The 26,868-nt window shown below is 68.5% G+C and carries 30 protein-coding genes; 13 read left to right on the top strand and 17 right to left on the bottom strand.

The genetic code is table 11. From position 1 onward, the window contains the following. Window positions 1-141: 141 nt before the first annotated feature. The 4 genes from pyk (at window position 142) to HUW10_RS15300 (ending at window position 3,315) form a co-directional block, all read left to right on the top strand. The gene (gene pyk / locus HUW10_RS15315; RefSeq protein WP_174504272.1) at window positions 142-1,566 is read left to right on the top strand and encodes a pyruvate kinase; all 1,425 of its coding nucleotides are present in this window, start codon (window positions 142-144) and stop codon (window positions 1,564-1,566) included. Between the two features lie 61 nt (window positions 1,567-1,627). Next, on the top strand, window positions 1,628-1,939 hold the full coding sequence (locus HUW10_RS15310) for an EthD family reductase (RefSeq protein ID WP_174504271.1): 312 nt from the start codon (window positions 1,628-1,630) through the stop codon (window positions 1,937-1,939). Between the two features lie 106 nt (window positions 1,940-2,045). After that, window positions 2,046-2,540, top strand: coding sequence for a hypothetical protein (locus HUW10_RS15305; protein WP_174504270.1), 495 nt, complete (start codon window positions 2,046-2,048; stop codon window positions 2,538-2,540). A gap of 7 nt (window positions 2,541-2,547) precedes the next feature. Next, window positions 2,548-3,315 carry a tyrosine-protein phosphatase gene (locus HUW10_RS15300; protein WP_174504269.1) on the top strand — a complete coding sequence of 256 codons (768 nt, stop codon included), beginning with the start codon at window positions 2,548-2,550 and terminating at the stop codon, window positions 3,313-3,315. Between the two features lie 284 nt (window positions 3,316-3,599). On the opposite strand, the gene HUW10_RS15295 is transcribed toward HUW10_RS15300, so the two are convergent. The 4 genes from HUW10_RS15295 to HUW10_RS15280 form a co-directional block, all read right to left on the bottom strand. After that, the gene (locus tag HUW10_RS15295) at window positions 3,600-4,670 is read right to left on the bottom strand and encodes an OmpA family protein (protein ID WP_174504268.1); all 1,071 of its coding nucleotides are present in this window, start codon (window positions 4,668-4,670) and stop codon (window positions 3,600-3,602) included. 385 nt (window positions 4,671-5,055) lie between these two features. Beyond that, window positions 5,056-5,622, bottom strand: coding sequence for a DUF2155 domain-containing protein (locus tag HUW10_RS15290; RefSeq protein WP_174504267.1), 567 nt, complete (start codon window positions 5,620-5,622; stop codon window positions 5,056-5,058). Beyond that, window positions 5,619-6,119: an outer membrane lipid asymmetry maintenance protein MlaD gene (gene mlaD, locus HUW10_RS15285; protein ID WP_174504918.1), complete on the bottom strand. Its 501-nt coding sequence runs from the start codon at window positions 6,117-6,119 to the stop codon at window positions 5,619-5,621. The genes HUW10_RS15290 and mlaD overlap by 4 nt, the downstream gene beginning before the upstream one ends. 49 nt (window positions 6,120-6,168) lie before the next feature. Beyond that, the gene (locus HUW10_RS15280; protein ID WP_371808638.1) at window positions 6,169-6,606 is read right to left on the bottom strand and encodes an NADH:ubiquinone oxidoreductase subunit NDUFA12; all 438 of its coding nucleotides are present in this window, start codon (window positions 6,604-6,606) and stop codon (window positions 6,169-6,171) included. A 160-nt stretch (window positions 6,607-6,766) separates the two neighbouring features. Between HUW10_RS15280 and HUW10_RS15275 the strand changes: the two genes are divergently transcribed. The 3 genes from HUW10_RS15275 to eno are packed head-to-tail and all read left to right on the top strand — an operon-like array spanning window position 6,767 to window position 10,108. Further along, window positions 6,767-8,308, top strand: coding sequence for a TSCPD domain-containing protein (locus HUW10_RS15275; RefSeq protein WP_174504266.1), 1,542 nt, complete (start codon window positions 6,767-6,769; stop codon window positions 8,306-8,308). Window positions 8,309-8,311: 3 nt separating this feature from the next. Further along, a complete protein-coding gene (locus tag HUW10_RS15270) occupies window positions 8,312-8,773 on the top strand; it encodes a RidA family protein (protein ID WP_174504265.1) in 462 nt (153 codons plus the stop codon). A 57-nt stretch (window positions 8,774-8,830) separates the two neighbouring features. After that, window positions 8,831-10,108, top strand: a complete 1,278-nt coding sequence (eno, locus tag HUW10_RS15265; protein ID WP_174504264.1) for a phosphopyruvate hydratase — start codon at window positions 8,831-8,833, stop codon at window positions 10,106-10,108. Window positions 10,109-10,228: 120 nt separating this feature from the next. On the opposite strand, the gene HUW10_RS15260 is transcribed toward eno, so the two are convergent. Next, on the bottom strand, window positions 10,229-11,098 hold the full coding sequence (locus HUW10_RS15260) for a hypothetical protein (protein WP_236656433.1): 870 nt from the start codon (window positions 11,096-11,098) through the stop codon (window positions 10,229-10,231). Window positions 11,099-11,286: 188 nt separating this feature from the next. Here HUW10_RS15260 and HUW10_RS15255 point away from each other — a divergent pair, with 188 nt between their 5' ends. Beyond that, on the top strand, window positions 11,287-11,838 hold the full coding sequence (locus HUW10_RS15255) for a DUF4334 domain-containing protein (RefSeq protein WP_201712629.1): 552 nt from the start codon (window positions 11,287-11,289) through the stop codon (window positions 11,836-11,838). 130 nt (window positions 11,839-11,968) lie between these two features. On the opposite strand, the gene HUW10_RS15250 is transcribed toward HUW10_RS15255, so the two are convergent. The 9 genes from HUW10_RS15250 to HUW10_RS15210 form a co-directional block, all read right to left on the bottom strand. Then, window positions 11,969-12,700, bottom strand: coding sequence for a YoaK family protein (locus tag HUW10_RS15250; protein WP_174504263.1), 732 nt, complete (start codon window positions 12,698-12,700; stop codon window positions 11,969-11,971). Window positions 12,701-12,953: 253 nt separating this feature from the next. Next, complete coding sequence (phoB, locus tag HUW10_RS15245; RefSeq protein WP_174504262.1) at window positions 12,954-13,664, bottom strand: phosphate regulon transcriptional regulator PhoB; 711 nt, start codon at window positions 13,662-13,664, stop codon at window positions 12,954-12,956. A 14-nt stretch (window positions 13,665-13,678) separates the two neighbouring features. Beyond that, window positions 13,679-14,398: a phosphate signaling complex protein PhoU gene (gene phoU / locus HUW10_RS15240; protein ID WP_174504261.1), complete on the bottom strand. Its 720-nt coding sequence runs from the start codon at window positions 14,396-14,398 to the stop codon at window positions 13,679-13,681. 11 nt (window positions 14,399-14,409) lie between these two features. Continuing rightward, window positions 14,410-15,213 (bottom strand): phosphate ABC transporter ATP-binding protein PstB, encoded by an 804-nt coding sequence (pstB, locus tag HUW10_RS15235; protein WP_174504260.1) that lies wholly within the window; start codon window positions 15,211-15,213, stop codon window positions 14,410-14,412. A gap of 141 nt (window positions 15,214-15,354) precedes the next feature. Next, window positions 15,355-16,002: a peroxiredoxin gene (locus tag HUW10_RS15230; RefSeq protein ID WP_174504259.1), complete on the bottom strand. Its 648-nt coding sequence runs from the start codon at window positions 16,000-16,002 to the stop codon at window positions 15,355-15,357. 149 nt (window positions 16,003-16,151) lie between these two features. Then, window positions 16,152-17,039: an S-methyl-5'-thioadenosine phosphorylase gene (locus HUW10_RS15225; protein WP_174504258.1), complete on the bottom strand. Its 888-nt coding sequence runs from the start codon at window positions 17,037-17,039 to the stop codon at window positions 16,152-16,154. Then, entirely contained in the window at window positions 17,036-17,767 is a 732-nt protein-coding gene (locus HUW10_RS15220; protein ID WP_174504257.1) for a cytochrome c1, read from the bottom strand. Before HUW10_RS15220 ends, HUW10_RS15225 begins: the two co-directional genes overlap by 4 nt. Further along, window positions 17,767-18,951: a cytochrome b N-terminal domain-containing protein gene (locus tag HUW10_RS15215; RefSeq protein ID WP_174504256.1), complete on the bottom strand. Its 1,185-nt coding sequence runs from the start codon at window positions 18,949-18,951 to the stop codon at window positions 17,767-17,769. The genes HUW10_RS15220 and HUW10_RS15215 overlap by 1 nt, the downstream gene beginning before the upstream one ends. Window position 18,952: 1 nt before the next feature. Beyond that, complete coding sequence (locus HUW10_RS15210; protein ID WP_174504255.1) at window positions 18,953-19,162, bottom strand: hypothetical protein; 210 nt, start codon at window positions 19,160-19,162, stop codon at window positions 18,953-18,955. A 116-nt stretch (window positions 19,163-19,278) separates the two neighbouring features. Between HUW10_RS15210 and hemF the strand changes: the two genes are divergently transcribed. The 5 genes from hemF (at window position 19,279) to HUW10_RS15185 (ending at window position 24,663) form a co-directional block, all read left to right on the top strand. Continuing rightward, window positions 19,279-20,199, top strand: a complete 921-nt coding sequence (gene hemF / locus HUW10_RS15205; protein WP_236656528.1) for an oxygen-dependent coproporphyrinogen oxidase — start codon at window positions 19,279-19,281, stop codon at window positions 20,197-20,199. Window positions 20,200-20,217: 18 nt separating this feature from the next. Continuing rightward, entirely contained in the window at window positions 20,218-22,203 is a 1,986-nt protein-coding gene (locus HUW10_RS15200) for a DUF2075 domain-containing protein (RefSeq protein ID WP_174504254.1), read from the top strand. Between the two features lie 109 nt (window positions 22,204-22,312). Next, a complete protein-coding gene (locus tag HUW10_RS15195; RefSeq protein WP_201712628.1) occupies window positions 22,313-22,858 on the top strand; it encodes a 2,4'-dihydroxyacetophenone dioxygenase family protein in 546 nt (181 codons plus the stop codon). Window positions 22,859-23,018: 160 nt separating this feature from the next. Then, window positions 23,019-23,753, top strand: a complete 735-nt coding sequence (locus HUW10_RS15190; protein WP_236656431.1) for a hypothetical protein — start codon at window positions 23,019-23,021, stop codon at window positions 23,751-23,753. Window positions 23,754-23,911: 158 nt separating this feature from the next. Then, window positions 23,912-24,663 (top strand): IS5 family transposase gene (locus HUW10_RS15185; RefSeq protein WP_174502420.1). Its coding sequence is split into 2 segments (ribosomal slippage): window positions 23,912-24,242 and window positions 24,242-24,663, totalling 753 coding nucleotides; the frame shifts between segments, so codons are not numbered across the junction. On the opposite strand, the gene HUW10_RS15180 is transcribed toward HUW10_RS15185, so the two are convergent. The 3 genes from HUW10_RS15180 to HUW10_RS15170 form a co-directional block, all read right to left on the bottom strand. Further along, window positions 24,630-25,268: a hypothetical protein gene (locus tag HUW10_RS15180; RefSeq protein WP_174504253.1), complete on the bottom strand. Its 639-nt coding sequence runs from the start codon at window positions 25,266-25,268 to the stop codon at window positions 24,630-24,632. The genes HUW10_RS15185 and HUW10_RS15180 overlap by 34 nt on opposite strands. A gap of 343 nt (window positions 25,269-25,611) precedes the next feature. Next, complete coding sequence (locus tag HUW10_RS15175; RefSeq protein ID WP_174504252.1) at window positions 25,612-26,064, bottom strand: c-type cytochrome; 453 nt, start codon at window positions 26,062-26,064, stop codon at window positions 25,612-25,614. Between the two features lie 27 nt (window positions 26,065-26,091). Further along, a complete protein-coding gene (locus HUW10_RS15170) occupies window positions 26,092-26,865 on the bottom strand; it encodes a hypothetical protein (protein ID WP_236656429.1) in 774 nt (257 codons plus the stop codon). Window positions 26,866-26,868 lie beyond the last annotated feature (3 nt).

Here is a 26,868-nt window from a genome sequence, read left to right as displayed (position 1 = left end):
AGATCTCCTTCCGCGCGCGGCAGGTGGTCATCGCCGCGCTTGTTTGCCATAGAGACGTGTAACACGACGCCGGAGACGGCGCGACACGACAACCCGGACACCGGGGACTTGGCAGGAAGACAGATCAAAAAGGGGGTCATCATGGCATCCAGGCTGCGGCGCCATCGGCGCACGAAGATCGTTGCGACCATCGGACCGGCGAGTTCGACGCCGGAAATGCTCGCCCAGCTCTTCGAGACCGGTGCGGACGTGTTCCGGCTCAATTTCAGCCACGGCACGCATGAGGACCACCTGGCGCGGCTGCAGCTGATCCGCGCGCTGGAGCGGAAGTTCGACCGCCCGATCGGCATCCTCGCCGACGTGCAGGGGCCGAAGCTGCGGGTCGGCCAGTTCCGCGGCGGGCGCGTGCAGCTGCAGGCCGGTGCCGAATTCCAGCTCGACCTCAACCCCGCCCCCGGCGATACCCGCCGCGTCAACCTGCCGCATCCCGAGATCATCGCGGCCGCCAGCATCGGCGCCACCTTGCTGCTCGATGACGGCAAGCTCCGCCTGCGGGTGCTGCGCAAGCGCGAGGACCAGCTGCTCACCGAGGTCGTCACCGGCGGCCCGCTCTCCGACCGCAAGGGCGTCAACGTGCCCGACGTGGTGCTGCCGATCCCGGCGCTGACGAAGAAGGACCGCGCCGACCTCGCTTTCGCGCTCGAACACGGCATCGACTATATCGGCCTGTCCTTCGTCCAGCGCGCCGCCGACGTGCTGGAGGCGAAGGAGATCGCCGCCGGCCGCGCCCTGGTGATGACCAAGATGGAAAAGCCCCAGGCGCTCGACAATCTCGACGAGATCATGGACGCGACCGATGCCGTCATGGTCGCGCGCGGCGATCTCGGCGTCGAACTGCCGCCCGAGGAAGTGCCGATCGTGCAGAAGCGCATCATCCGCGCCGCCCAGCAGCGCGGCCTGCCGGTGGTGGTCGCGACCCAGATGCTGGAGAGCATGATCTCCGCCCCCGCCCCCACCCGCGCCGAGGCGTCGGACGTCGCGACGGCGGTGTTCGACGGCGCCGATGCGGTGATGCTCTCGGCCGAGAGCGCCGCCGGCCAGTATCCGCGCGAGGCGGTCAACATGATGGACCGCATCGTCGCCCGGGTGGAGCGCGACGATGACTGGCGGCGGACGATCGACGCCAAGCGGCCGGACCCCGAACCCCATTCGGCCGACGCCATCGCCCGCGCCGCCGAGCAGGTCGCGCACACGATCGGCGCGCGCGCCATCGTCGCCTTCACCAGTTCCGGCGCCAGCGCGTTGCGGGTGGCTCGCGAGCGGCCGGACTGCCCGGTGATCGGGCTTACGCCCAGCACCATCACCGCCCGTCGCCTCGCCGCGGTCTGGGGCGTGCATGCCGTGGTCGCGCAGGATGTCGGCTCGATGACCGAGGCAGTCGCACTCTCGGCCAAGGTCGCGCGGCAGGAGGGTTTCGCCCAGCCGGGCGAGGAGATCGTCGTCGTCGCCGGCGTGCCCTTCGGCCAGAGCGGGACGACCAACGCGCTGCGCGTCGCCAGAGTGTAACGCGCGCCCCCTTGCATCACGCCTTCACCCGAGCAAGACTGTTCCCCAGGGAGGATATTCCATGATCGCAATCACCGTTCTCTATCCGAAGACCGAAACCTCGACCTTCGACACCGCCTATTACCACGACAAGCACATGAAGCTGGTCGGCGAGCGCTGGAACACGATGGGCCTCAAGGGCGCCACCGTGCTGCACGGCACGAACGGGCCGGACGGCTCGGCCCCGCCCTATGCCGTCATCACCACCCTGCATTTCGAGAGCCTCGCCGCGTTCGGCAAGGCGGTCGAGACCCATGGCGCCGAGGTGATGGGCGATATCGGCAATTTCACCAACGTGCATCCGGTGCTGCAGTTCAGCGAAATCGCCGCCTGACATCAAATTTTACCTGACATTTCTTTACTTCCCGGCGCTTCCGGGCGTAATTTGAGGCGGTCGCCGGCTCCGGCGGCCGCCTTTTCCGTTGCCGATCGGAGTACGCATGCGCCGGATTGCCCTGTTCCTGTCCGCTGCCCTGGCCTATGCCGGCCCGGCCTCTGCCTGTCTCACGCCGACCAACCAGGAGGCGCTGGAGGTCATCGGCCTGAAGAGCACGCTGATGGTCTCGGCCCTCACCTGCGGCCAGCGCGACGAATACGATCGCTTCATGACCCGCTTCCAGCCCTACATCCTGCGCGAGCAGCATGTGATGGACGCCTATTTCCGCGCCCGGCATGGCCGCGCCTTCCACCACTACGAAGACAACTACGTGACCAACCTCGCCAATGTGCAGTCCACCGCCGGAATCCACCAGGGTTCGGCGTTCTGCGCCTCCAGCGCGCAGCTCTTCGGCAAGGTTCTGGCAACGCCCGACCAGACATCCCTCACCATGTTCGCCCGGCAGCACCCGGCGACCCAGCCGGGCGTGGTGCTGGCCTGCGGCATCGAGGAAAGCAGCAGCTTCCGCCGCATCGAGCGCTTCGCGCCAGCGCCCTGACCGCCGCATGACCAGGCTGGCGAACGCGCCCAATTTCCGCGATGTCGGCGCCCTGCCGCTCGCCGGCGGCGGAACGCTGCGCGCGGGCACGATCTACCGTTCCGGCCAGCTCTCCAGCCTCGATGCGGCGGATCTGCGGCAGGTGGAAACCCTCGGCATCCGCCTTGTCTGCGACCTGCGCAGCAGCGGCGAGCGGCAGCGCTTCGCCTCGCGCTGGCCCGCCCTCGCCCCGGCACGGACGATCGAGATGCCCGCCAGCACCGACCACGGCGCCGGGATGCAGAACCTGATCGACCGGCTCGCCGGCGAGCCCGGTGCCGCCGGCGCGCGGCGGGCGATGCTCGATCTCTATGCCAGCCTTCCCGGCCTGCTTTCGCCGACCCTCGCCACCGCCAGCGAGGCGATGGCCAGCGGCTGGGGCGTGCCGGTGCTGCTGCACTGCCATGTTGGCAAGGACCGCACCGGGGTTGCCACCGCGCTGCTGCTCAAGGCGCTCGATGTCAGCCACGACGCGATCCTCGCCGATTACGAGGAAACCGGCCGGCGCATCGATATCGCCGAGGAAACCCGATACATCGCCCGCGGCCTCAACAAGCGGCTGGGCACCACGGTCGATCCCGGTGCGCTGGATGCGCTCGGCCGCACCGATCCGGCCTATCTCGACAGCGCCTTCGCCGCGATCGATCGCGAATGGGGCGGGGTGGATGCCTATCTGACCACCGTCGGCATCACCGCGAGTCGCCGGGCGCGCCTCGCGGCGCTGTTCCACGCCTGAACCTTACCGCCTGAACCTCACCGCCTGATCATCTCTCCGCCGACCACGCGCTCCGCTTGTGCGGGGGGCGTCGTCGTTGCATGGGCGGCCTTCAGCCTGCCGGTCGTCACGCCGGACATTGGTGCTAGAGCACTTTCCGATCCTTCCGGATCGGATGTAGTGCTCTATCTTGTTGATAAATAGAGCATTATCCGATCAGATGATTCCATCTGATCGGATGATGCTCTAACGAAAACACCCCGGCATTGCTGCCGGGGTGTTCCGAACTTTTATGCAGATTTCGCTTAGTGGAGGATGATTTCCACGCGGCGGTTCTGCGGCTCGCGAACGTTCGGGCCGGTCGGCACCAGCAGGTGCGTCTCGCCAAAGCCCTTGATCACGATGTCGTTCTTCGACACGCCGTCGGCCACCAGCTGGGCGGCGACGTTGTTCGCGCGACGGAGCGACAGCTTCATATTGTAGCCCGCGGCGCCCGAGGTGTCGGTGTAGCCGTTGACGTTCAGGCGGGTGACCTTGGTGGTCTGCGACGCCTTCGCGGCCTCGGAGACGATCTGCTGCGCGCGCGGCGTCAGGTTCGCCTTGTCCCAGTCAAAGAAGACGAGGTAGGTGCGAGCCGGAGCCGGAGCCGGAGCGGCGACCGGGGTCGGCGCGGGAGCCGCGGCCGGAGCCGGCGGTGCCGGCGGGAACAGCTCGTAGCGGAGCCCGACCATCACCATGTTGTTGCCTTCGTCGCCAACCTTCACGCTGCCGGCAGTGCTGCGATAGCTCACGCTGCTGGTGGTGCCGAGATAGCGGTATTCGACGGTCGCGGACAGCCCCGGGGCCGCCGGGATCGGGAAGGACAGGCCGGCGATCGCCTGATAGGCGAAGGTGCCGGGCGTGCCGTTGATCCGCAGGGCGGAGGTGCCGGCATTGTTCCACTCGAGGAACTGGTAGCCGACGCCGGCGCCGACATACGGATAGACGTAGGGCATGCCGATGTCGAAATCATACAGCGCGTTCGCCATCACGCCGTATTTCTGCTCCTTGCCGGAGGCAGTGTACTGCGCAGTGCCGACATGCAGCTTGGCGACCTGGTTGCTGAAATAGTCGCCCTCGAGCTCGACGCGGAAACCGTTGCCGAAGCCGTAGCCAACGGAAGCCTGACCGGTGAAGCCGTTATGGAACAGCGCCTTGGTCTTGCCTGCACCCGTCAGGGCCGCCGGGCCGCTCTTCACGGTGCGGCTGCTCATGATGTTGTAGCCGAGGCCAAGGCTGACATAGGGGCCGGTCACCGGCTGGGCCATCGCCGCGGCGGGAAGCAGGGCGGGGGCCGCGATGAAGGTGGCCGCCATAAGTGTGGTGCGCAATTTCATTATCTTCTCTCCTCGAGCGCCGGAGCGTGTTTGAAACATCGACGGATAACCGTTCGTCGCCCGTTATGTAGCACCGGTGCGGCCGGTTCAGGAGGGTATCCTTTCGTTAACGCCGCCATTTCCCATCGGTGTTGCGATAAAACCACAGACTTGATGACAGCGTGACAATCCGGTGTCAGGCCGGGATCGCAGGGCGACACGGAAACGATTGCAGGAAAACAGTTTTTCGCGCCGGCGCACCGGGAATGCCAATCGCAAAGCGGCAGCCGCACCGCGGGGCCTGCGTCCGCAATCTGCCGCGCATCAATCGGCATCAGCCGATTTTGTTAACGATTCTTCATCCATACTTGAGCAACGATGATGGTCCGGCGGACGGTCGGCGGGATCAGGAACAGCCGACCAGCCGGAACGTCACCGCCGCATCGCCCACCACCGCGGCGCCCGGTTCGGAGCGGATCAGCCAGCCGCGGAACAGCATGTGGCCGGAGGCGTTATGCCGGACGCTGAGATAGACGGCGGCATCGGGCGGCATGTCCGGCGGGCGGACGACGCAGGCGCCGACCCTGATCCGTAGCGTTCCCTCGGTCAGCCGGTCGCCGACCGCGGCGGTCACCCGGCTGACCGCGCCATCCGCCTTGAACAGCACATCGAGCGTCGCCGATTGCTTCGGCATCCAGTCCGGCTTGACCTGTTCCGGCACGGCGGGCGGTGTAGCGGCTTGCGGCGAGGCGGATGACGGCGGCGCGATGACCGGGCCGCTGGTCAGGCCGGGGAGATCCGGCGCATTCGGCAGGTTCGGCGCGGGCAACGCGCCCTCAGGCATGGCAGATCCGGGCGGTGGGAGCGGCGCGCCCGAGACCGGCGGGCCAGAGCGCGCGAGGACCGACCCAGGCAGCAGGGCCAGAGACGCGGCGGCGAAGGCCCCGACGGCCTCGGCGCGCAGCCGCCTCATTTCCCGCCCGCCGCGTCGGCCGCGCCGCCCTGCGCCTTGCTGGCGGAGCTGGCGAAATTGGCGGCGCTGAAAACGAACTTGCCGAGCAGCGACTCGATATTGATGGCCGACTGGGTGGCGGTGATCGCCTGTCCCGACGCCAGCATCGTCTCCGATCCGCCGGGCGAGATCGAGAGATAGTCGCCGCCGAGCAGCGAGGCGCTCTCGATCGCCGCACTGCTGTCCTTCGGAATTTTGATGTCCGGCTGGATGCGGAAGCGCACGATCGCGGCATAGGTCTGCGGGTCGAGCGCGGTGCGCGTCACCTCGCCGATCGTCACCCCGGCGATCTTCACCGGCGCGCCGACCGCGAGCGGGCCAATGCTGCCGAACCGGGCGGTCAGGTCATAGCCGCCGCCGCCGACGCTGCGGGTGCGCGACGCGGCATAGGCCAGGAAGACGCAGGCCGCGAGGATCACGACCAGTCCGGCAAGGATTTCGGAAATCCGCTTGTTCATCACGCCTTTTCCGCCTTGAGCAGGAACATGGGATCGCCGCCGCGGCGGCTCAGCCTTCCGGCGTCCAGGATTCGTAATCGCCCGTGGTCACGCGCCGCTCGCCGCCGCGATACTCGTGCCCGCGCGGGCGATAGGCGCCGGCAGAGCCCGTCTGGTTGGGCTGGTGCGGCTTCTGCCAGGGGCGGCGGGCGGTTTCGGAGAGCGGCTCGTCGGTCAGGAAATGCAGCCAGGCGTGCCATTCCGCCGGCACCATCGAGGCCTCGCGCGCGCCGCCGGCATAGATCACCCAGCGGCGCTTGCGGCCGTCGGGGCGGGTCGGCGTGCGTTCCTCGAAATACCGGTTGCCGAAACTGTCCTGCCCGACCGCTGCGCCATGGCGCAGCGTGTGCAGTGTCAGGCCGGGATTGGCCAGCAGGCGCCGCAGCCCTCCGAGGGAGGCCAGCGTCGGGGCCGCCGCGGCACCCGCCATATCGCGGTTTTCCTTCATGTCCTGCGCTATACAACAGTCGGGGGATGCGGTCCATCCGCCGGGGCCGTCGGATGGCACGGCCGTTATCCACAAGATTTTGTGCAACCGCCCGGCGATATCCACAATATAAGCAAAAGCCGCGCTGGAAACCGGCGCTGGAACGGGATAGGCTCGACCCATGATCAAGGATCGCCCCGGCAAGCGCCGTCCTCCGCAGCACAGCATCTGGCGCGGCATCCGGCTGCAGCGGCTCATGGCCGGCGCCGATCCGGACGCCTCGCCCGAGCCCGCGATCGTCCCCGCGAGCTGGCCGGTGCAGGCGGCGGCGGGGCTGGTCGCGCTGCGGGCGGAACCGGGGCTGATCGGCGCCGACGAGGCGGCAGCGGCGTGGATCGCGCCGATCGAGGCGGCGGCGGTGGAGCTGGGCCGCGGGGCGGAGCTTGGCCGCGGCGCGGAGCTGGGCGGGATGCTGCACGGTCTGGTTGCCTCCGGCCGCGCGGCGCCGAGCCCCGGCATCTGGCGCGGACAGGCCGAGCCGGTGCCCGGTTTCGTGTTCAACCTGCCGGGCTTTCTCGACGAGGATGACAGGTTCGATGCCGCCGGGTTCGGTGCCGCGGTCGAAGCCGCGGTGACGGCGCTGGCGCTGGCGCGTCCGGCGGCGCAGCGGCTCGCACTCGGCATGGCCGATCTCGCGCTGCTGCTGGCCCGGCTCGATATCGACTATGCGAGTGCCGCGGCGCGGGACGTCGCGGTGACGATCGGCGCGCTGCTGGCCGCCCATGCGGATATCGCCTCCGCCGGCTTGCTGGCGCGCGGGATCGCGCCGGGGGTTCCGGTCACGGCGGTGCCGGTGCCGTCGCGCTGCGCCCTGCCCGGCCTGCGCGAGGCGCTGCTCGCGGCGCGCGAGCGCGCGCTGGCCTGCGGGGTGCGGCAGCATCGGAGCCTGACCGGGCTGCTGCCGCCGGGGCCGGTGGAAATGCTGCTGGGCGTCGAGACGGTGGGGATCGCCGCCCCGCTCTCGGCCCTCGATTCCGAGGGCGGGCTCGCCCGCTGGGCGCGGGCGCGGCTGGCCGCCTCCGGCCGGAGTGCCGAGTCGGCGCTGGCCGCGACGCTCGCGGGTGCCGATCCGTTCGGGGTGACCGATGCCGCCGGGATCGCGGCGATGCGCGAGGCGATCGCGCCGGTCTGCGCCATCCTGCCCGAGGCGCCGTCCCTCCCCGCGCCGCGCGGGACGGCCGGGCGCGGCAAGCTGCCGGCGCGGCATGGCGGCTACACCCAGAAAGTCTCGGTGGGCGGGCACCGGCTGTTCCTGCGCACCGGCGAATATCCCGACGGCCGGCTGGGCGAGATCATGATTTCGCTGCCCAAGGATTCCGCGACGCTGCGCGGCATGGCCGAGGCCTTCGCCGGCGCGGTCAGCATCGGGTTGCAGCATGGCGTGCCGCTCGACGAGTTCGTCGACGAGTTCGCCTTCACCCGCTTCGCCCCGTCCGGCGCGGTGGAGGGGGATGCGGCGATCAGCCAGGCGACCTCGCTGCTCGACTACGTGTTCCGCCACCTCGCCGCGACCTATTCACAGCGCCCCGACCTCGTGGAACTCGACCTCGCCGACGAGGCCGCCGGGGCCGACGCCGCCGCCCCGCTGCTGCCGCTCGACCTGCCGGAGACCGGCAGCGCACGGCCGAAGCGCCAACGCCCCATCCTGAAACTCGTGAGCTGATCCATGGACATTCGCGCCCGCCTCGCCGCGACCGGCATCACCCTTCCGCCAGCGGCGAAGGCCGTGGCCAATTACGTGCCGGTGGTGGTGGCCGGCGGGATGGCGATCGTCAGCGGGCAATTGCCGCTCGTGGGCGGGACGCTCGCGGCGAGCGGCAAGCTCGGCGACCAGGTTTCGATCGAGGATGGCACCGCGGCGGCGCGGGCCTGTTTCATCAACCTGCTCGCGCAGCTCGACGCGCATGTCGAGGGTGGGCTCGATGCCGTTGCCCGGGTGGTGCGGCTCGGCGGGTTCATCGCGGCGACGGCGTCGTTCACCGAGCACGCGAAGGTGATGAACGGGGCGTCCGACCTCGCGGTCGAGATTTTCGGCGAGGCGGGGCGGCATGCGCGCTCGACCATCGGGGTCGCCTCGCTGCCGCTGGATGCGGCGGTCGAGGTCGAGGGGATGTTTTTGCTGCGCTGATTGCGCCTCGCTGCCCATGCGCGTATTTCCCTTTTGCACTGCAAAAGGGGAGATCAGATGAGCGCCATCGCCGATATCACCGCACGGGAAATTCTCGACAGCCGCGGGAACCCGACCGTCGAGGTCGATGTGATCCTGGATTCGGGCGCGATGGGACGCGCCGCCGTTCCCTCCGGCGCCTCGACCGGGGCGCATGAAGCCGTCGAGCTGCGCGATGGCGACAAGGCGCGCTTCGGCGGCAAGGGCGTGCAGCGCGCGGTCGCGGCGGTCGAGCGCGAGATTTTCGACGCGATCGGCGGGATGGATGCGAGCGAGCAGGTCGTCATCGACGAGATCATGATCGATCTCGACGGCACGCCCAACAAGTCCCGCCTCGGTGCGAACGCCATTCTCGGCGTCTCGCTCGCGGTGGCCAAGGCGGCGGCGGACGAGATCGGGCTGCCGCTCTATCGCTATCTCGGCGGTGTCTATGCCCGCACCCTGCCGGTGCCGATGATGAACATCATCAATGGCGGCAAGCATGCGGACAATCCGATCGACATCCAGGAATTCATGATCCAGCCGGTGGGGGCCGCGAGCCTCGCCGATGCGGTGCGGATGGGCGCGGAAGTGTTCCAGGCGCTGAAGAAGATTCTCCACGATGCCGGGCACAACACCAATGTCGGTGACGAGGGCGGGTTCGCGCCGGGGCTGAAATCGGCCGAGGAGGCGCTCGGCTTCATGACGCGCGCGGTCGAGGCGGCCGGGTATCGCGCCGGCGAGGACATCGCCTTCGCGCTCGATTGCGCGGCGACCGAATTCTACAAGGACGGCAAGTATCATCTCGAAGGCGAGGGCAAGGTGCTCGATGCCGGCGGGATGACCGACTATATCGCCGCCCTGGCGAAGCGCTTTCCGATCATCTCGGTCGAGGACCCGCTGGCCGAGGATGACTGGGAGGGCTGGGCGCACTACACAAGCACGCTCGGCGGCACGATGCAGGTGGTGGGCGATGACCTGTTCGTCACCAACCCGACGCGGCTGCGGCGCGGGATCGAGGCGAAATCGGCCAATTCGATCCTGATCAAGGTGAACCAGATCGGCACGCTGAGCGAGACGCTGGAAGCGGTGGAGCTGGCGCAGCGGGCGGGGATGACGGCGGTGATCAGCCATCGTTCGGGCGAGACCGAGGATTCCACCATCGCCGATATCGCGGTGGCGACCAATGCCGGGCAGATCAAGACCGGGTCGCTCGCGCGGTCGGACCGGGTGGCGAAATACAACCAGCTGATCCGCATCGAGGCGGAACTCGGGGCGGCGGCGCGCTTCGCCGGGCGCACCATCCTGCGCGGCTGACGCACGCATCCGCCGCAGGAGCCAAGCTGGCGGCGGTGGGGTGCGGGCTTGATCGTGATTGCGATTTCGGGAGGGCGGTGACGCGACGCGTTGCCGCCCTTTTCGTATCCGGCGCGAGGGTCAGCCGGTGTCGAGCAGGAGGTCGGGGCTGATCGGGCAGGTGCGGTTGCCTGGCGGCAGGATGAAGGGCGAGTCTGGCAAGGGGGGCAAGGGGGGCAAGGGGGGCAAGGGCGGCGAGACCGGCGCTTGTGTGCGGGCGCGGCTTCGCGCGGCGGGGGGATGCGGGAGACTCGCGGCGTTTTTCCGTGGGGCGCGGGCATGGGCTCGGGCACGGGCATGAGCATGGGCACGGCCCGGACGCGCGGGGCGGCGCAGATGCGGCGGTGGCCGGAGGCCGAGCAGGTGGCAGAGCGGGCGCAGAGCGCGGCCGGTGGCGGGGCGCGCTTCAATCAGCGCGACCATCGCCGGATCGTCGAGCAAATGGCGGATCTGCGCGCCGATCGCGGCGGTGGGCGGCAGGACGCGGATGAGCCAGGCGAAGCGGCGCGGCGGCATGCAGTGCCAGAAAGGCGCGAGAGCGGTGGAACTGTCAGGCGCGTCCGCGCGGGAGACGAATTGCGCATCCGCTGGACTGTCAGGCGCGTCCGCGCGGGGGCAGGATGACGCGCGCGGGCCGGTTGCCGGCGGGAGTGGCGCTTTGGCGCGGCGCGAAACCGGCCTGCTGGCGGCGGCGGCGAAGCTGGCGCCGAGACGGGACAGGCGGCGGGCGATGCCGACAATGACCGGGCCGGCGAGGCCGGCGGCGAGGCCGCGCGCGGCGACCAGCGCCGTCAGCCCGGCGAGGATGCGGGCCAGACGGTCGGCGAGGCTGGCGGCGAGGCTGGCGGCAAGGCTGGCCGCGAGATCGGCGCCGAGGTCAGCGCCGAGGTCGGCGCCAAGGCCTGCGCCGAGGCCTGCGCCAAGGCCAGCAATATCGTCAGTACCGCTCATGTCGATGTTTGAACCACAAACGGGCCGGGGTGGGCAAGGCGCGAGTGGCAGGGCGCGGATAGGTCCGGCGGGCTTTTCGGATGACTGGAAATTTCTCACCGGATTGATGATGCTCCGGTTATCATCAGGACAAGGCGGTATCCGATCGAGCGGGATCGGAAAGTGCTCTAGGCGCGGGAGGGCGGCGGATGGGCGGGACGACGGACATGGGCATGGACGCGACGATGGATGCGACCATGGGCGCGGCGATGACCACGGCGGCGGCGGTGGCGCTGTTCGACCGGCTGGAGCCGGCGCCGGCGGAGATGATGACCGGGCGCTGGCGGGGCGAGGGCATTCGCACCGGGCACGCGATGGACGGGATGCTGGAGGCGACGCGCTGGCACGGCAAGATCTTCGACGGGCCGGATGCGGTGCATCCGCTGGTGCATCGCGGCCTCGGCGGCGGACTCTATTGCGTCAACCCGGCGCTGCTGGCGATCCGGGCGACGACGGCGATGCCGTTCCGCGACGCGATCCTGCGGGCGGTGTTTCCGCTGGCCGGGCCGTTGCTCGCGACACGGCGGCACCGGGCGCGGCTGCGCACCATCCGGTTCCGCGGCCGGCTGCACGCGGCGATGCTCTACGACGCGAAGCCGATCAACGACGTGTTCGCCCGGATCGACGACGACCGGGTGATGGGCTGGATGGACTTCAAGGGCATGGAACAGCCCTATTTCTTCAGGCTGGTCCGGGAGTGACCGGCAGGATCTGGAGCATTATCCGATCAACAGAGCATCTTTATCCGATCAGATGAGTCCATCTGATCAGATGATGCTCCATCATATCGATCAACAGAGCATCTTTATCCGATCAGATGAGTCCATCTGATCAGATGATGCTCTGGCGCGGCTTGTCGCGGAAGCTTCTGGCGGTGACGAAGGCGAGGAGCACGGCGGCGAGGGCCGGGATGGCGATGAGGGAGGGCAGGGTCTCGGCGAGCAGGCCGGACAGGGCGGCGCCGCCGAGATAGATGCCGAGCATGCCGGACTGGCGCAGCACGACCGGGGTGAAGGGCGAGACATCCGCCCTGCCCTGCCGCAGCGAGCGGCGCAGCGCGGCGCCGACCGCGCTCATCACCAGGGTCAGCGTGTTGGTGACGACGACGGTGTTGATGCCGGGGATGTTGATTTCCCGCGCGGCGATGCTTTGCAGCCCCATGGCGAAGGCGCCGGTGAGGATGAGCACATAGAGCAGCGGGCCGTAGACCGGGTGGCGGGTGATGGCCCAGAGGACCAGCACCGCGGTGAGGCAGACGGCCTCGGCGCCGATCAGCAGGCAGAGGCGCCCGGCACGGCTGCGGTTGGCGGCGGCCTCGTTGGCGATGGTGCCGGCGATGCTGCCGCAGCAGAAGCCGAACAAGGCGGCGAGCGAGCGCTGGGCGGCGAGGATATGACCCTGGCCGAGGGCGAGACCGAGCAGGGCGGTGTTGCCGGTCATCGCCGAGGTGAAGACGTCGTGGAATTTCAGGAAGGCGAAGATGTCGGCGCTGCCGGAGACGAAGGCGAGGGCGGCGAGGGTGAGATCGGCCGCGGTGAGGAAGGTGGCGTTGGCGTGGTCCATCGGGGCGTCCTGTCGGGGTGGGGCCGGGCATCGAAAAGCCGCGCACCATATCCGATCCGGCGGGATCGGGAAGGGCGCCGGGCCGGGCTCAGGGTGGACGCGGGCGATGGGGTGGCCGGTCAGGCCCAAGGAGAAAAGGGCGAGGCCTTTTAGAGCACGTTCAGATCAATCCGGATCGGATGTCGTGCTCTATCTTTTTGATAATTAGAGCATCTTTATCCGATCAGATGATTCCATCTGATCGGATGATGCTCTAAGCCTCGACGGGGTCGAGATCCAGCGCGTAGCCGGCGGCGCGGACGGTGCGGACGAGATCGATATCGGTCTCGTTGTTGATGGATTTGCGCAGGCGGCGGATATGCACATCGACCGTGCGGGGTTCGACATGGATATCCCGCCCCCAGACGGCGTTCAGCACGTCCTCGCGCGAGAAGACGCGGCGGGGGTGGCGCATGAAGAATTCGAGCAGGCGGAACTCGGTGGGGCCGAGATGCAGCAGGCGGCCGCCACGGGTGACGCGATGGGTCGCGGGGTCCAGCTCCAGATCGTGGAAGACCAGCGGCGACTTGGTCGGGACGGTGCCGGTGCGGCGCAGCAGGGCGCGGATGCGGGCGATCAGCGCCTCGGGCGAGAAGGGCTTGGTGATGTAGTCATCGGCACCGGTTTCGAGGCCGCGGACGGTGTCCTGGTCCTCGGCGCGGGCGGTGATCATGATCACCGGCAGATCGCGGGTGGAGGGCTTGCGGCGGAGCTGACGGCAGACCTCGATGCCGGACATGGTGGGCAGCATCCAGTCGAGCAGGACGAGGTCGGGTGTCGATTCGCCGATGCGGGCGAGCGCCTCGCCGCCGTCATTGGCCTCATCGACGCGGAAGCCGGCTTTTTCGAGATTGTAGCGCAGCAGGGTAACCAGCGGGGCCTCGTCCTCGACCACCAGCACATACGGCTTCGCCGTCTCGTTCATCGGATTGTCTCTCCTCAGGTGGCCGGGCCCGACGCGGGGCTGGCCGAAAGATCGCCCTTGGGCCGGGCCTCGGGCAGGGTCTGGCCGGTGGCGGCGTAATAGGTCAGCTCGGCGATGTTGGTCGCGTGGTCGCCGATGCGCTCAAGGTTCTTGGCGATGAAGAGAAGATGCGTGCAGGCGGTGATGTTGCGCGGATCTTCCATCATGTAGGTGATCAGCTCGCGGAAGATGGTGGTGTAGAGATCGTCGATCATCTGGTCGGCGCGCCAGACCGAGATCGCCTTCACCGGATCGGCCTCGCCGATCGCATCGATCGTGGATTTGAGGCTTTCCTGCACGAGGCGGGCCATCTGCGAGAGGCTGGCGAGCGGCCAGGTGGTGCCGGACTGGTTGAGCACGAGGGTGCGCTTGGCGACGTTCGCCGCATAGTCGCCGATGCGCTCGATGTCGGTCGTGACCTTCAGCGCGGCGACGACCTGGCGGAGATCGTCGGCGACGGGCTGGCGGAGGGCGAGGACGCGGACGGCGAATTGCTCGATCGCGCGTTCGTCGGCATCGACCTTCGCATCCATCTCGACGACGCTTGCGGCGAGCGCGCTGTCATGGGTCAGGAGGGCGGTGATGGCGTCGTCCAGCTCGGTCTCGACCAGGCCGCCCATCGCCGCGATCATGTCGCGCAGACGGGCGAGATCGGCCTCGAAGCTGCTCAGGATGTGCTTGCTGTCTTCGGGCATGGCGTTGCTCCTCAGCCGAACCGGCCGGTGATGTATTCCTGCGTGCGCTTCTCGCGCGGGGCGGTGAACATCTGTGTGGCGTCAGCGACCTCGACGAGTTCGCCGAGATAGAAGAAGGCGACGCGATCCGCACAGCGGCCGGCCTGCTGCATGTTGTGGGTGACGATGACGATGGTGAAATCCTGCTTCAGCTCGGCGATCAGCTCCTCGATCCGCAGCGTCGAGATCGGGTCGAGCGCGGAGGTCGGCTCGTCGAGCAGGAGAACCTGCGGGCGGACGGCGATGCTGCGGGCGATGCACAGGCGCTGCTGCTGGCCGCCGGAGAGCGCGCTGGCGGAGGCGTGCAGCTTGTCCTTCACCTCGTTCCAGAGCGCGGCCTTGTGCAGGGCGGATTCGACCCGCTCGTCCATCGCGCCGCGGGAGAGGCGCTCGTGCAGGCGGACGCCGAAGGCGATGTTCTCGTAGATGGATTTCGGGAAGGGGGTGGGTTTCTGGAACACCATGCCGACGCGGCGGCGCAGGCGGTTGATGTCGGTGTTGGGGGCGAGGATGTTCTCGCCATCGAGGATCACCTCGCCCTCGGCGCGCTGGCCGGGATAAAGGTCGTACATCCGGTTGACCACGCGCAGCAGGGTGGATTTGCCGCAGCCGGAGGGGCCGATCATCGCCGTGGTCTGACGGTCGGGGAAGTCGATCGAGACGGATTTCAGGGCCTGGGCCGCGCCGTAGAAGAAACTGAGGTTGCGGATGGAGACGCGCGGCTCGGCCAGCGCCTCCGCCGGCTCGGATTTCACTTTTGCGGTAGCATCGGGCATCTCGAGAGAACCTGTTCCTGAAAACGGCGCCCGCGGCCCTTGCAGGCCGCGGGACGTTCCGGCGAAATCACTGTTTCGCGATAGCGGACTATCATGCAACCATTGTGACAGTGGCATGAAGCTTTCATGACAGCGAGGGACTCAGCTCGCCGAGGGGAGTTTCGGCTGCTTCACCATCCGCAGATAGGGCTTGAGCGTGCGGAAGCCCTCGGGGAAGCGCTGCTTCGCCTCGTCGTCGGAGAGGGAGGGGACGATGATGACGTCCTGACCGTCGGTCCAGTTGACCGGGGTGGCGACCTTGTAGCCGTCGGTGAGCTGGAGGGCGTCGATCACGCGGAGGATTTCCGCGAAATTGCGGCCCGTCGCCGGCGGGTAGGTCATGATCAGGCGGATCTTCTTCTGCGGGTCGATGATGAAGACCGAGCGGACCGTCACGGTGGGGTCGGCCGCGGGGTGGATCATGTCGTAGAGGGTGGAGACCTTGCGGTCATGGTCGGCGATGACCGGGAAGTTGAGCTTCTGGCCCTGGGTTTCCTCGATATCGGCGGCCCAGCCCTTGTGGTTCTCGCCAGTGTCGACCGAGAGGCCGACGGGCTTGACGTTGCGCTTGCGCCACTCCGGCATCAGGCGCGCGGCCTCGGCCAGCTCGGTGGTGCAGACCGGGGTGAAATCCTTCGGGTGGCTGAACAGGATGCCCCAGGACGAGCCGAGATAGTCGTGGAAGTTCAGGCGCCCCTCGGAGCTGTCCTGTTCGAAATCCGGCGCGATCTGGCCGAGTTGCAGAGCCATGATGGTGTTCCTTCATCGCTGGTGGCGTGGGACGTGGCCGCGCGGCGGGCCGGCGGCGCTGGCCGACACATAGGTCGGGATGCGGTGCTGCGCAAAGGCCGCGCCGCGCGGGGGGTGTTTCCGCGCGGGTTACCCCCGCGCGGGGCGGGTCACCCGAGGACGCGGCCGGCGACGGCGTCGAGCCTGGCGACGAGGTCGGGGTCGCGCGCGGCGGGGGCGGTGATGATCGCGTGGTCGAGCGCGTGATCGCAGCCGGCGGTGCAGGCGGGGCGGGCGGCGCCGAGGCCGGGGACGACGGCGCGGACCAGGGCGCGGGCGCGGTCGGCATTGCCGAGCAGCACCTTGACCACCTGCTCGACCGTAACCGCCTCGTGATCCTCGTGCCAGCAATCATAGTCGGTGACCATCGCCACGGTCGCGTAGCAAAGCTCGGCCTCGCGGGCGAGCTTGGCCTCGGGCATGTTGGTCATGCCGATCACCGAGCAGCCCCAGGAGCGGTAGAGATGGCTTTCCGCCTTCGTCGAGAATTGCGGGCCTTCCATCGCGAGATAGGTGCCGCCGCGGGTCACCGGCAGGTCGAGCGCGCGGGCGGAGCGTTCCAGCGCGTCGCCCAGCCGGGCGCAGACCGGTTCGGCCACCGAGACATGGGCGACGCAGCCGGCACCGAAGAAGCTTTTCGCGCGGGCGAAGGTGCGGTCGATGAACTGGTCGACGATGACGAAATGGCCGGGCGGCAGATCCTCGCGCAGGCTGCCGACGGCGGACATCGAGAGGATGTCGGTCACGCCGGCGCGTTTCAGCGCGTCGATATTCGCGCGGTAATTCAGGTCGGTCGGCGAGAGCTTGTGGCCGCGGCCGTGGCGCGGCAGGAACACCACCGACACGCCTTCGAGCGTGCCGAACATCAGCTCGTCCGACGCCTCGCCCCAGGGCGTGGCGACACGCTCCCAGCGCTTGTCCTCGATCCCCTCGATGTCATAGAGGCCGGAGCCGCCGATGACGCCGATGACCGGGCGGCGGGGTTCGGCCGGGCTCATGCGCGCCTCCGGCCGAGGGCGACGGCGCCGACCAGGCCCAGCACCAGCAGGAACAGGATGGCGGCAATGCCGTCGATCCGGCGGTCGTCGCGATGGGGATCGGCGGTCCAGGCGAGGAAGGCGGCGACGTCGTGCGCCATCTGCGCCTCGTCCAGCTGCTTGCCGTCGGCCAGCGTCACCGAGCCGGGCTTCAGCGCCGGGGCCATCGCGATCTGCCCGCCGGGGAAGGCGATGTTGTAATGATGATCGGGCAGCAGCGTGAGGTTCGGCGGGGCGGCGCGGTAGCCGAGCAGCAGCGCCTGGACATAGGCCGCACCGTTGGGGCGGCCGGCCTCGAACAGCGAGAGATCGGGCGGCAGGGCGCCGTGATTGGCCGCTTTCGCGGCCGCAGCGTCGGCATAGGACCAGGTCATGGCGGCGGAGGGCGTCGCCTTGACCATGTGCGGCTTGCCGTCGGCGCCGGTGCCATCCGGCTGGCTGATCTGCGCGGTGATGGCGGCGATATCCTTTTCGGACAGGCCGATGCCGCCGAGATCGCGGTAATGCACGAGGCTGAGCCCGTGGCAGCTCGCGCAATCGGCGCGGTAGACCGCGAAGCCGGCTTGCAGCGTCGCGTTGTCATAGCTGCCGAGGGGCGACAGGAAGCCGAAGCCGGGCCCCTTGGCCAGTGCCGGGCCGGCGGCAAGCAGCGCGCCGGCGGTGAGACAGAGGGCGAGCAGGCGCCGCATCAGGCAGTCCTCCGCGAATGGGACGCCGCTGTGTCGCGCGGGGTTTCCAGCATGGTGACCAGCGGCGTGATGATGAGGAAATGGGCGAAGGCGTAGGTGGTCGCGAGTTCGGCGACGGTGGTCCAGAGCCCGCCGGTTGCGGCGGCGGCGATGCCGAGCAGCACGAGATCGACCGCGAGCAGGACCAGGAAGCCGGCATAGACCGGACGCTGGCGGCAGCTTCCCACCGCGCCGCGGTCGAGCCAGGGCAGCGCGCCGAGCAGCAGGAAGGCGGCCACGGTGAGCAGCGTGCCGCCGCCCGGCGAGCCGGCGACGCGGGCGAAGCCGTGGAAGACCAGCAGGTACCACGGCGGCGTCACCTGCACCGGGATCGCCAGCGCTGCCGGCAGAACCGGGGTGCGCGGCGTGCCGAGGCCGGGGTCGAGGACGAGGATCGCGGCGAAGAGCAGCGCGAAGACCAGGAAGGCGGTGAAGTAGCGCCTTGCCTGGGCGGCGCGGGGCGTCATCATCCGCGGATCGGGGCTGGCGATGCCATCCGGATGGGCGGGCGGGGCGGCGCGCGAGGCTATGACGGTCAGGGTGGCGATCAGCAGGACGAGAAAGCCGATCGCCTCATGCGCCATCGCGACTCGCGGCGCGGTGGCGGCATTGAGCACAGCGCCGCCGAGAAAGGCCGGGCCGACCAGGTGGCCGAACAGCGGGATGGCGGCGAGATGCGCGGCCATCGCCAGCAGCGCGCCATGGGCGGCGGGGCTGCCCGTCATCGCGAAGCCGAGAAAGCCGACCGCCATGCAGGCGAAGAGGCGGAGGATCTCGACGATCCAGGCGAATTCGCGGCCGTTGCGGTAGGTGCCGTAGAAGGCGCCGCGGAACAGCTCGATGAAGAGCACGCCGAACAGCATGGTGGTGCCGACGCGGTGCAGGTCGCGGATCAGCCAGCCATAGGGGACGTTGCGGGTGTAGTCCGCGATCGAGATCGCGGCACCGGACAGGCTCGGCTGGTAGGCGAGGCCGAGCCAGATGCCGGAGAGCGTCAGCACCGCGAGGGCGACGCCGACCAGCGGGCCGACCGACCAGGACAGCGGCAGGCCAGTGGGGACCAGCGCCTCGCTCCAGTGGCGGCGATAGGCGGCGCAGAGCGGCAGGCGGGCTTCGAGCCAGCCTTGTGTCGGGTTCGTGCTCATCTCAGCGCAGCCGGTTCATCATGGCGTGGGGCACCGGGGCAGCACCCGACGCCTCGTGCGTGCGCGAGGGCGCGAGGGCCGAGGCGAAGCACCACAGCAGCACGGCGAGGCCCATCAGCGAAATGGTGGCAAACAGGATCCGGGCGAAATCCTGCCGACCGTCATTATGTTCCCCGGCGCTGGACGCGCCGGATGCGGCAACCGCAGCCATGAGTTGTCTCCCTTCGAGCTGTCGCCTGTGGATGACGGCAAACCGTGGAAAATTCAATCCCGTAACGGCGCGCGGACACGCTGGAAGGGCCGCGACGATGATGTAATATGACGGGTATGACAGATATGCATGCGCCATCCGCACCGCCCCCCCCTGCCCCGCCGCCCGCGCACGAGGCGCTGAAGCCGGCGGCGAGCGACTGGTTTCGCACGCTGCGCGACCGGATCTGCGCCGCGTTCGAGGCGATCGAGGACGCGCATGGCGGGATGCTGGCGGACCGCGCGCCGGGCCGCTTCGTCCGCACGCCGTGGACGCGCACGCCGGACGGGCAGAACCGGCTGGAGGGCGGCGGCGAGATGAGCCTGATGCGCGGCCGGGTGTTCGAGAAGGTCGGGGTGAACATCTCGGTGGTGGGCGGCGCGTTCAGCACGGAGTTCGCGAAGAACATCCCCGGCGCGGCGGAGGACCCGCGCTTCTGGGCGGCGGGGATCAGCCTGGTCGCGCACATGCACTCGCCGCGGGTGCCGGCGGCGCACATGAACACGCGCATGATCGTGACGACGAAGGGATGGTTCGGCGGCGGCGGCGATCTGACCCCGTTGCAGCCGGGAACCGAGGCGGCGAAGGAGGACGCGGCGCTGTTCCATGACGCGTTCCGGGCGGCGTGCGAAAACTACGACCCCGATTACTATCCGCGCTTCAGCAAATGGTGCGACGAGTATTTCTACCTGCCGCATCGCGGTGAGACGCGGGGTGCGGGGGGGATTTTCTACGATTACCTGGAGACCGAGCCGGATCGGCATTTCGCCTTTACCCGCGATGTCGGCCTCGCGTTTCTCGAATCCTATCCCGCGATCGTGCGGCGGCGGATGGACGAGGCGTGGACGCCGGAGGAACGCGAGGCGCAGCTGGTGCGGCGGGGGCGGTATGTCGAGTTCAACCTGCTCTATGACCGCGGCACCACCTTCGGGCTGAAGACCGGCGGCAATACCGAAGCGATCCTGATGAGCATGCCGCCTGAGGTCAAATGGCCGTGAAAGCGGCGTGAAGGCGCCGTGAGGGCGTGGTGGTCCGGCACGGCGGGAGAACTCGCCGCGGCGGCGCCGGAGGCGGTGATCGGCGCCCTCGCCCGAAGGCTGGTCGAGACCCATACGCTCAACCATGAGGAGCAGATCCGCGCCTGGCGGGCGCAGCTGCCGATCCTGACCGCTTCACTGGCAGGGTGCGGGGGCTGGCGGGTGTTGCTGGAATACCCGCTGATCCGGCTGGGGCGGCGGATCGATGCCGTTGTGCTGGGAGAGCGCGGGATTTTCGTGCTCGAATTCAAGATCGGGGCGGCGCGGTTCGCCAATGCCGACCGGTTGCAGGTCGAGGATTACGCGCTCGACCTGTTCGATTTTCACGCGGAAAGCCGGCGCCATCCGATCGTGCCGGTGCTGGTCGCCCCCGACGCGCCCGCGCGCGCCGTGACCCCGCCGCTGCTGGCGCAGCCGATCATGCCGGTGATGGAGGCGAATGCCGCATCGCTCGGCGGGCTGATCGCGGCGACCGAGGCGATGCTGCCGGCGCCGGCGGCGACGATCGACGCGGCGACCTGGGAGGCGGGGGCGTATCGGCCGGTGCCGACCATCGTCGAGGCGGCAACCATGCTCTATCGCCGGCACGGGGTGGAGGAGATCGCGGCGGCGCGGGCGGATGTGAGCAACCTGACGCGGACGACCGAGGCGATCGGCCGCGCGGTCGACCGGGCGCTGGCAGCGGGCGAGCGGGTTGTTGTGTTCGTCACCGGGATTCCGGGCGCGGGCAAGACGCTGTGCGGGCTGAACACGATGTTTCGCAGCGCCGCACCTGCCGCGTTCCTGACCGGCAACCTGCCGCTCGTGCATGTGCTGCGCGAGGCGCTGGCGCGGGATGCGAAGGGGCCCGGCATGTCGCTGCGGGCGGCGAACCACCGGCTGGACAGCGCGATTCAGCCGCTGCTCGGCTTTCTGCGCGACAACGTGCCGCGGGCGGCGGCGCCGCATGAGCGGGTGATCGTGTTCGACGAGGCGCAGCGGGCATGGGACGCGGCTTTCGGGCAGCGCAAGTTCCAGCTCGATGATAGCGAGGCCGGGCTGTTTCTCGACATCATGGCGCGGCACGAGGGCGGGGCGGCGATTGTCGCGCTGGTGGGCAATGGGCAGGAGATCAATACCGGCGAGGCGGGGCTGGCCTCGTGGGGCGAGGCGCTGGCGCGGCGGCCGGGCTGGCGGATTGTCGGGCCGGACGGGGTGATCGGCCATCCCGATCCGGCGCGACGGCTGGCGGATGCGGCGCCGGCGGGGATGGAGATCGATCCGGCACTGCATCTCGATGTCAGTGTGCGGCAGGTGCGCTCGGCCGCGGCCGCCGCGTGGATCGACGCCGTGCTGGACGGACAGGCGGAAGTGGCGGCGGGGATCGCTGCTGCCGCGGGCGGGGTGCCGTTCCGGATCACGCGGTCGCTCGACGCGATGCGGGCGGCGCTGCGGGGGGCCTCGCGCGGGACGCGGCGGGCCGGGCTCGTGTGCAGTGCCGGGGCGAAGCGGCTGCGGGCGGAGGGGCTGTCGGCCGATTTTCCGCATATGGACCGGCAGGCGGTGGCGAGCTGGTTCCTCAATGCCTGGCCGGACGTGCGCGCCTCGGACGCGCTGGAGGCGCCGGCGACGCAATATGCCTGCCAGGGGCTGGAGATCGATAATGTCGGCCTGTGCTGGGGCGGGGACCTGATCCGCCCGCCTGCCGGCGAGGCGTGGCGCGCGCGGCGGTTTCGCGGCACGCGGTGGGAGGAGATCCGCCATGAGGAGGCCGCGTCGTGGCAGGTGAATACCTATCGGGTCCTGCTCTCCCGGGCGCGGTATGAGACGGTGATTTTTGTTCCGCCCGGCGATGCGGGGGACGGGACAAGGCCGCCGGCGGAGTTCGACCGGATCGCGGCGTTTCTGGCGGCGGCGGGCGCGGCCCCGCTGGCGGAGGTCGGGAATGCGCGGGCGGAGACCCCTGCCCTGCTGGCTCCGGGCTAATGCGAACTGCTTGCTCCGGGCTGATGCGCCCGGCGGGCGCTGGCTGGGGCGCGGAATTGCGGTACACTCGATTTCGTGATGCGGCGCGGGCCGCGAGGGAGAAGCAACGATGGATGTGAACGAGGCCGGCGCCGTGCCGGATATGAGCAAGGTCGCGTATCAGCTGCCGCAGCCGGGCGGGATGCTGGCGGATATATTCGTCGGCGGCGGGATCGATCTCGATGGCGGCGATCCGCGCGAATGGGTGCCGCAGACGGCGGATGTGTCGTTCCGGCCGCTGATCCTGTGCGTGAGCCAGGGCTATTACATCAATATCCTGCGGGTGCGGGCGGCGGGCGTGCTGTCGCGGCATCGGCATAGCGGGCCGGTGCATGCCTTCACCCTGCGCGGCACCTGGCGGTATCTGGAGCATGACTGGGTTGCCAATGCCGGCGACTACGCCTTCGAGCCGCCGGGCGAGACGCATACGCTGGTGGTGCCCGAAGGGGTGGACGAGATGGCGACGCTGTTTCACGTCACTGGCGGCTATACCTATGTCGATCCCTACGGCAAGGCGCTCGGCTATGAGGACGTGTTCACCAAGCTGGCGGCGGCACGGCGGCATTACGAGGCGGTCGGGCTTGGGGCGGCTCATGCCGATCGATACCTGCGCTGAGGCTTATGCCGATTGGGGGGCGGTAGGGAAACACGCCGCTATCAGTACTTTAGGCCGGGTTCATGAAGCAACGCCTTAACCGCACACGGTTAAGGCGAATCTTTTCATTAATTGATATTTTTAGTTGTTGTTTAGATAAATCTGGTGTTAATTTTCCGCAATGAGTTACGAGGTCGCACAGCCTGACGAGCGGATGAGCATCGGCAATCCAAATCTGATGTCGTGGCGGGCCATGGGCGCGCTGGTGGCGGTGCGGCAGGAGGTGTCGCGCCGGCTGCGCGAGACGCCGGACATGCTGAGCGTTCTGGCCGCCGTGGTGATCGCCGGGGCGACGCTCTGGTCCGGCGCGGAGCTGAGCGGGCTGACGAGCGACGCCATCGCGCTGAGCATCGCCCCGGTGGCGGTGGCGCCGCAATCGGGCGGGACCGGCAAGGCGTTCTGCCAGATGCCGGCGGGCGGCGCGGCCAGCGACTGGGCGTTTCCCGCCTATGCCTGCGGCACCAACGGCATCGCCGGGCCGGACGGGCCGGTGAGTGCGGCGCCGTTCACCGATGGACGGATGATCGTGGAGTCGCGCTATGGATCATCGTCGATCTATGCGGTGATGATGGCCAATACCGGCAGTTTCGCCGGGCCCGGCGCGAGCGGGGCGGAGTTCCGCGACGGCTATGCGTTCAACCACGGCTTCATCGTGGCGAGCGGGCTTTCGGTCACCGCCCTGTCGCGCCAGTGCGAGGCTGGGTTCAGCCCGGCGCCGCCGACGATCGACAATCCCGCCCCGTTCGGCGCGGGGCAGGCGAGCTACGCGCCCGGCACCCCGGCGATGACGCCGGAGGGCGGGTTCGTCTGCGGCAACAGCCACATCCTCGACGGCGATCTCGACCTGCCGGACTAGAGCATCATCCGATCAGATGGAATCATCTGATCGGATAAGGATGCTCTGTTTCTCAATATGATAGAGCACTACATCCGATCCGAAAGGATCGGAAAGTGCTCTAGGGTTTGTGGGGATTTTGGATTCCCATTTGGGTGTTGCTGTGATTCAAGCTGTGAATGGAACGATTTGTACTGACGGACGCCCAATGGGCGAGGATGGAACCGCATTGTCTTGGCAAGGCGAGTGACCCTGGCCGCAGCGGGCGGGACAATCGGCTGTTTCTGGAAGCGGTACTTTGGATTGTCCGCACTGGCAGTCCGTGGCGTGATCTGCCTTCGATGTTTGGCAACTGGAGCACGGCCTACCGCCGGTTCAACGACTGGCGCCGCGCTGATGTTTTCAAACGGATTTTCGACGCGGTATCTGATGAACCCGATATGGAATACGCCATGGTCGACGCCACGATCGTCAAGGTCCACCGTCACGGCCAGGGCGCAAAAGGGGGACTCAAAGCCAGGCCATAGGCTGTTCCAAAGGTGGCATGACAACCAAAATCCTGGCGCTGACGGATGCCCTGGGCAACCTTGTGCGCTTTCGTCTCATGCCGGGCAATCGCCATGACGGCATCGAGGTCCCGCCACTGATCGACAACGTCGAATTCGGTGGATTGATCGCAGACAAGGCATTCGACAGCAACGCTCTGGTCGCAGAACTCAACGAAAGAGGCGCCCGGGTCGTCATTTCCCAGCATCCGGCCCGGGCACTGAAGCTGAAAATCGACCGCGAAATCTACAAATGGCGTCATCTGGTCGAGAATTTCTTCTGCAAGCTCAAAGAGTTCAAACGCATCGCCCTGCGCGCCTGCAAAACAGACCAGAGCTTCCAGGCAATGATCTACCTCGCCGCAGCCGTCATCAACTCACGATGAATCCCTACAAACCCTAGAGCACGTTCCGACCAGATGGACTCACCTGATCGGATAAAGATGCTCTTATTATCAATATGGCAGAGCATCATCCGATCAGGTGAGTCGATCTGATCAGATGATGCTCCAAGCCGCGCCGGCGCGGCGAGCGGCAGGCCGATCCGGCTGGTGGGGACGAAGCCTTGCGCGCCCTCGACGAAGAGGCGGCGGACGAAGGCCGGATCGGTCGGTTCGGCGGAATCGTGCAGCACGACGATCGGCGTATCGGGGCAGGCGGAATGGAGCGCGCCGATATCGTCGAGCACCGGCATCGCCGCCCTGCCCTCGCCATGGGCATGGCAGAGCAGCAGGTCGAACCCGGCCGCCGCAGCGCCGATGCATTCGGCGGCGGTGGTAAAGCCCTGCACCGCGAAATCGCCGCCCGCCGCGCCGAGCGCGCCGGCGAGGCATTCGCGCGTCAGCCGCGAGGAATCGACGAGGCCGACCCGCGCGCGGGCGGCAGGGCGCGGCAGCGGGACGGGTTGCGGCCGGGGTCGCTCGTGCGTACGGGCGAGAAAGGGGACAAACGGCTGCTCGCCGCGCTCCTGCTCCATATCATTCCGTTGCATGTCGGCTCACCTTTGATGATTGCGGAAACCGGATCACTCACCTGAATTGAAGAAATGTTACGATCTTTCGATCTCGTATCAATATATATTAATATTTTCAGGAATGGGATGAAAAATTGTAAGCCTCGGTGACAGAGGATGACGGCACCGGAACAGGCGGCGGGCGCGTGGGAGCAGAAAAAACGGCGCGCAACGCGGGCGCGCGGGAGCAAAAAAACGGCGCGCAACGCGGGCGCGTGGGAGCAGAAAAAACGGCGCGCAACGCGGGCGCGTGGGAGCAGAAAAAACGGCGCGCAACGTGGGCGCGCCGTTATGCCGGGTTGGTGCGGGGGTTACCCGGCTTTTACTTGACCTGGGAGACCAGCTTCGCCGTCGAGGCGCCGGCGGCGGCGTAGGTGAGCGCGGTGCTGCCGGCGGGGTAGCCGTTCTTGCTCAGGATGAAGGCCATGATGTCGGCATAATCCTTGTGCGACAGGCTGCCGGGGGCGCCGGCGGGCATCTGCTGGGACAACTCGTCGAAGATCGCGGCGACGGTGTAGTTGTTCGCGGCGCTGGCGAAGCCCTGGCCGATCAGGGCCGGGCCGCTGATGCCTTCCAGGTTCTTGCCGTGGCACATCGAGCAATGGGCTTCGAAGGTGGCGTGGCCGGCGGTGGCCTGGGACGCGGTGTAGAGCGCGGGCAGCGGCGCCGCGGCGGCGAGAGCGACACTGCCGGCAGCGGCGGCGAGGCCAGTAAGCAGGCGGGTGAGCAGGCGGGCGTGCGGGCGGCGCAGCGAGCGGGAGAGGCGTTGGAGCATCGGGGTAGTCCTTTCGAGCGGAAGGCGTCAGGGCGTGTGATAGGGGGCGACCAGGCGGGCCAGGGTTCCGGCTTTCGCGAGGCGGGCGAGTGCGGCATCGAAGTGGCGCGCGGCGGCGCGGCCGGCCTGCGTCGGCGCGTGGAGGGCGACGACCGACCAGTTCGCGTGCGGCAGGCGCAGGGCGCGCTGGTGGATGGTCATGTGGTGCCGGGCCAGCGCCTGTTCGAGCAGCGGCTGCCAGAGCAGGGCGTAGGCGACCTCGTGCCGGCCGAGGGCGGCGAGCACGCTCGCGGGCGTGGAATACTGGTGCTGGGCGAGATGCGCGCCGGGGCCGGTGCTGAAATAGGTGGTTGGCACGGTGAGGTAGACGACGCCGATTTTCGTGCCCGGCGCGAGCTGCGCCAAGGCGGGCGGCGTGGTTTCGCCGGCGATGACGAAGCCGGTGCGCAGATAGGGGTGCGTCGCGGCGACGCCTTGCGGCAGCGCGGGATGGAAGGTCTCGACCGGGAAGCCCATCACGAGGTCGCAGCGCCTGACCAGCCCGGCGAAGAAGCTGGGTTTCTTGGCGTTCAGCGCGTCGGAGCCATCGCGCGTGTCGATGCTGACGATGCGCGGCGCGCTGCCCTCGATCCGGCCGATGGCGGCGATGAGCGCGCGATCGACCGATTGCAGCGGATTGGCCCGGTCGATGCAGACCGAGGGGCCGGACGAGGCGAGCGCCGGGGCGATGCCGCCGGCCGCGAGCAGGAGCGCTGCCAGGGCGGTGCGGAGAAGACCCGGCCGCAAAAGCGGCCGGATCACGAG

Origin of the sequence: Acidiphilium sp. C61, from assembly GCF_905116885.1 — a bacterium.
Classification (GTDB): domain Bacteria; phylum Pseudomonadota; class Alphaproteobacteria; order Acetobacterales; family Acetobacteraceae; genus Acidiphilium.
This window is presented reverse-complemented; position numbering and strand designations above follow the sequence as displayed.

Excerpts from the sequence above, each read along its gene's own strand:
- HUW10_RS15270 (WP_174504265.1), top strand. The coding sequence starts at position 8,312 with ATGGACATTCGCGCCCGCCTCGCCGCGACCGGCATCACCCTTCCGCCA.
- HUW10_RS15175 (WP_174504252.1), bottom strand. The coding sequence starts at position 26,064 with ATGCTCCAACGCCTCTCCCGCTCGCTGCGCCGCCCGCACGCCCGCCTG.
- mlaD (WP_174504918.1), bottom strand. The coding sequence starts at position 6,119 with ATGAACAAGCGGATTTCCGAAATCCTTGCCGGACTGGTCGTGATCCTC.
- HUW10_RS15180 (WP_174504253.1), bottom strand. The coding sequence starts at position 25,268 with ATGCAACGGAATGATATGGAGCAGGAGCGCGGCGAGCAGCCGTTTGTC.
- HUW10_RS15305 (WP_174504270.1), top strand. The coding sequence starts at position 2,046 with ATGCGCCGGATTGCCCTGTTCCTGTCCGCTGCCCTGGCCTATGCCGGC.
- hemF (WP_236656528.1), top strand. The coding sequence starts at position 19,279 with ATGACAGATATGCATGCGCCATCCGCACCGCCCCCCCCTGCCCCGCCG.
- HUW10_RS15225 (WP_174504258.1), bottom strand. The coding sequence starts at position 17,039 with ATGAGCCCGGCCGAACCCCGCCGCCCGGTCATCGGCGTCATCGGCGGC.
- HUW10_RS15290 (WP_174504267.1), bottom strand. The coding sequence starts at position 5,622 with ATGAGGCGGCTGCGCGCCGAGGCCGTCGGGGCCTTCGCCGCCGCGTCT.
- HUW10_RS15310 (WP_174504271.1), top strand. The coding sequence starts at position 1,628 with ATGATCGCAATCACCGTTCTCTATCCGAAGACCGAAACCTCGACCTTC.
- HUW10_RS15230 (WP_174504259.1), bottom strand. The coding sequence starts at position 16,002 with ATGGCTCTGCAACTCGGCCAGATCGCGCCGGATTTCGAACAGGACAGC.
- HUW10_RS15295 (WP_174504268.1), bottom strand. The coding sequence starts at position 4,670 with ATGAAATTGCGCACCACACTTATGGCGGCCACCTTCATCGCGGCCCCC.
- HUW10_RS15195 (WP_201712628.1), top strand. The coding sequence starts at position 22,313 with ATGGATGTGAACGAGGCCGGCGCCGTGCCGGATATGAGCAAGGTCGCG.
- eno (WP_174504264.1), top strand. The coding sequence starts at position 8,831 with ATGAGCGCCATCGCCGATATCACCGCACGGGAAATTCTCGACAGCCGC.
- pstB (WP_174504260.1), bottom strand. The coding sequence starts at position 15,213 with ATGCCCGATGCTACCGCAAAAGTGAAATCCGAGCCGGCGGAGGCGCTG.
- HUW10_RS15300 (WP_174504269.1), top strand. The coding sequence starts at position 2,548 with ATGACCAGGCTGGCGAACGCGCCCAATTTCCGCGATGTCGGCGCCCTG.
- HUW10_RS15260 (WP_236656433.1), bottom strand. The coding sequence starts at position 11,098 with ATGAGCGGTACTGACGATATTGCTGGCCTTGGCGCAGGCCTCGGCGCA.
- HUW10_RS15280 (WP_371808638.1), bottom strand. The coding sequence starts at position 6,606 with ATGAAGGAAAACCGCGATATGGCGGGTGCCGCGGCGGCCCCGACGCTG.
- HUW10_RS15275 (WP_174504266.1), top strand. The coding sequence starts at position 6,767 with ATGATCAAGGATCGCCCCGGCAAGCGCCGTCCTCCGCAGCACAGCATC.
- pyk (WP_174504272.1), top strand. The coding sequence starts at position 142 with ATGGCATCCAGGCTGCGGCGCCATCGGCGCACGAAGATCGTTGCGACC.
- HUW10_RS15210 (WP_174504255.1), bottom strand. The coding sequence starts at position 19,162 with ATGGCTGCGGTTGCCGCATCCGGCGCGTCCAGCGCCGGGGAACATAAT.
- phoB (WP_174504262.1), bottom strand. The coding sequence starts at position 13,664 with ATGAACGAGACGGCGAAGCCGTATGTGCTGGTGGTCGAGGACGAGGCC.
- HUW10_RS15255 (WP_201712629.1), top strand. The coding sequence starts at position 11,287 with ATGGGCGGGACGACGGACATGGGCATGGACGCGACGATGGATGCGACC.
- HUW10_RS15250 (WP_174504263.1), bottom strand. The coding sequence starts at position 12,700 with ATGGACCACGCCAACGCCACCTTCCTCACCGCGGCCGATCTCACCCTC.
- phoU (WP_174504261.1), bottom strand. The coding sequence starts at position 14,398 with ATGCCCGAAGACAGCAAGCACATCCTGAGCAGCTTCGAGGCCGATCTC.
- HUW10_RS15220 (WP_174504257.1), bottom strand. The coding sequence starts at position 17,767 with ATGCGGCGCCTGCTCGCCCTCTGTCTCACCGCCGGCGCGCTGCTTGCC.
- HUW10_RS15215 (WP_174504256.1), bottom strand. The coding sequence starts at position 18,951 with ATGAGCACGAACCCGACACAAGGCTGGCTCGAAGCCCGCCTGCCGCTC.
- HUW10_RS15190 (WP_236656431.1), top strand. The coding sequence starts at position 23,019 with ATGAGTTACGAGGTCGCACAGCCTGACGAGCGGATGAGCATCGGCAAT.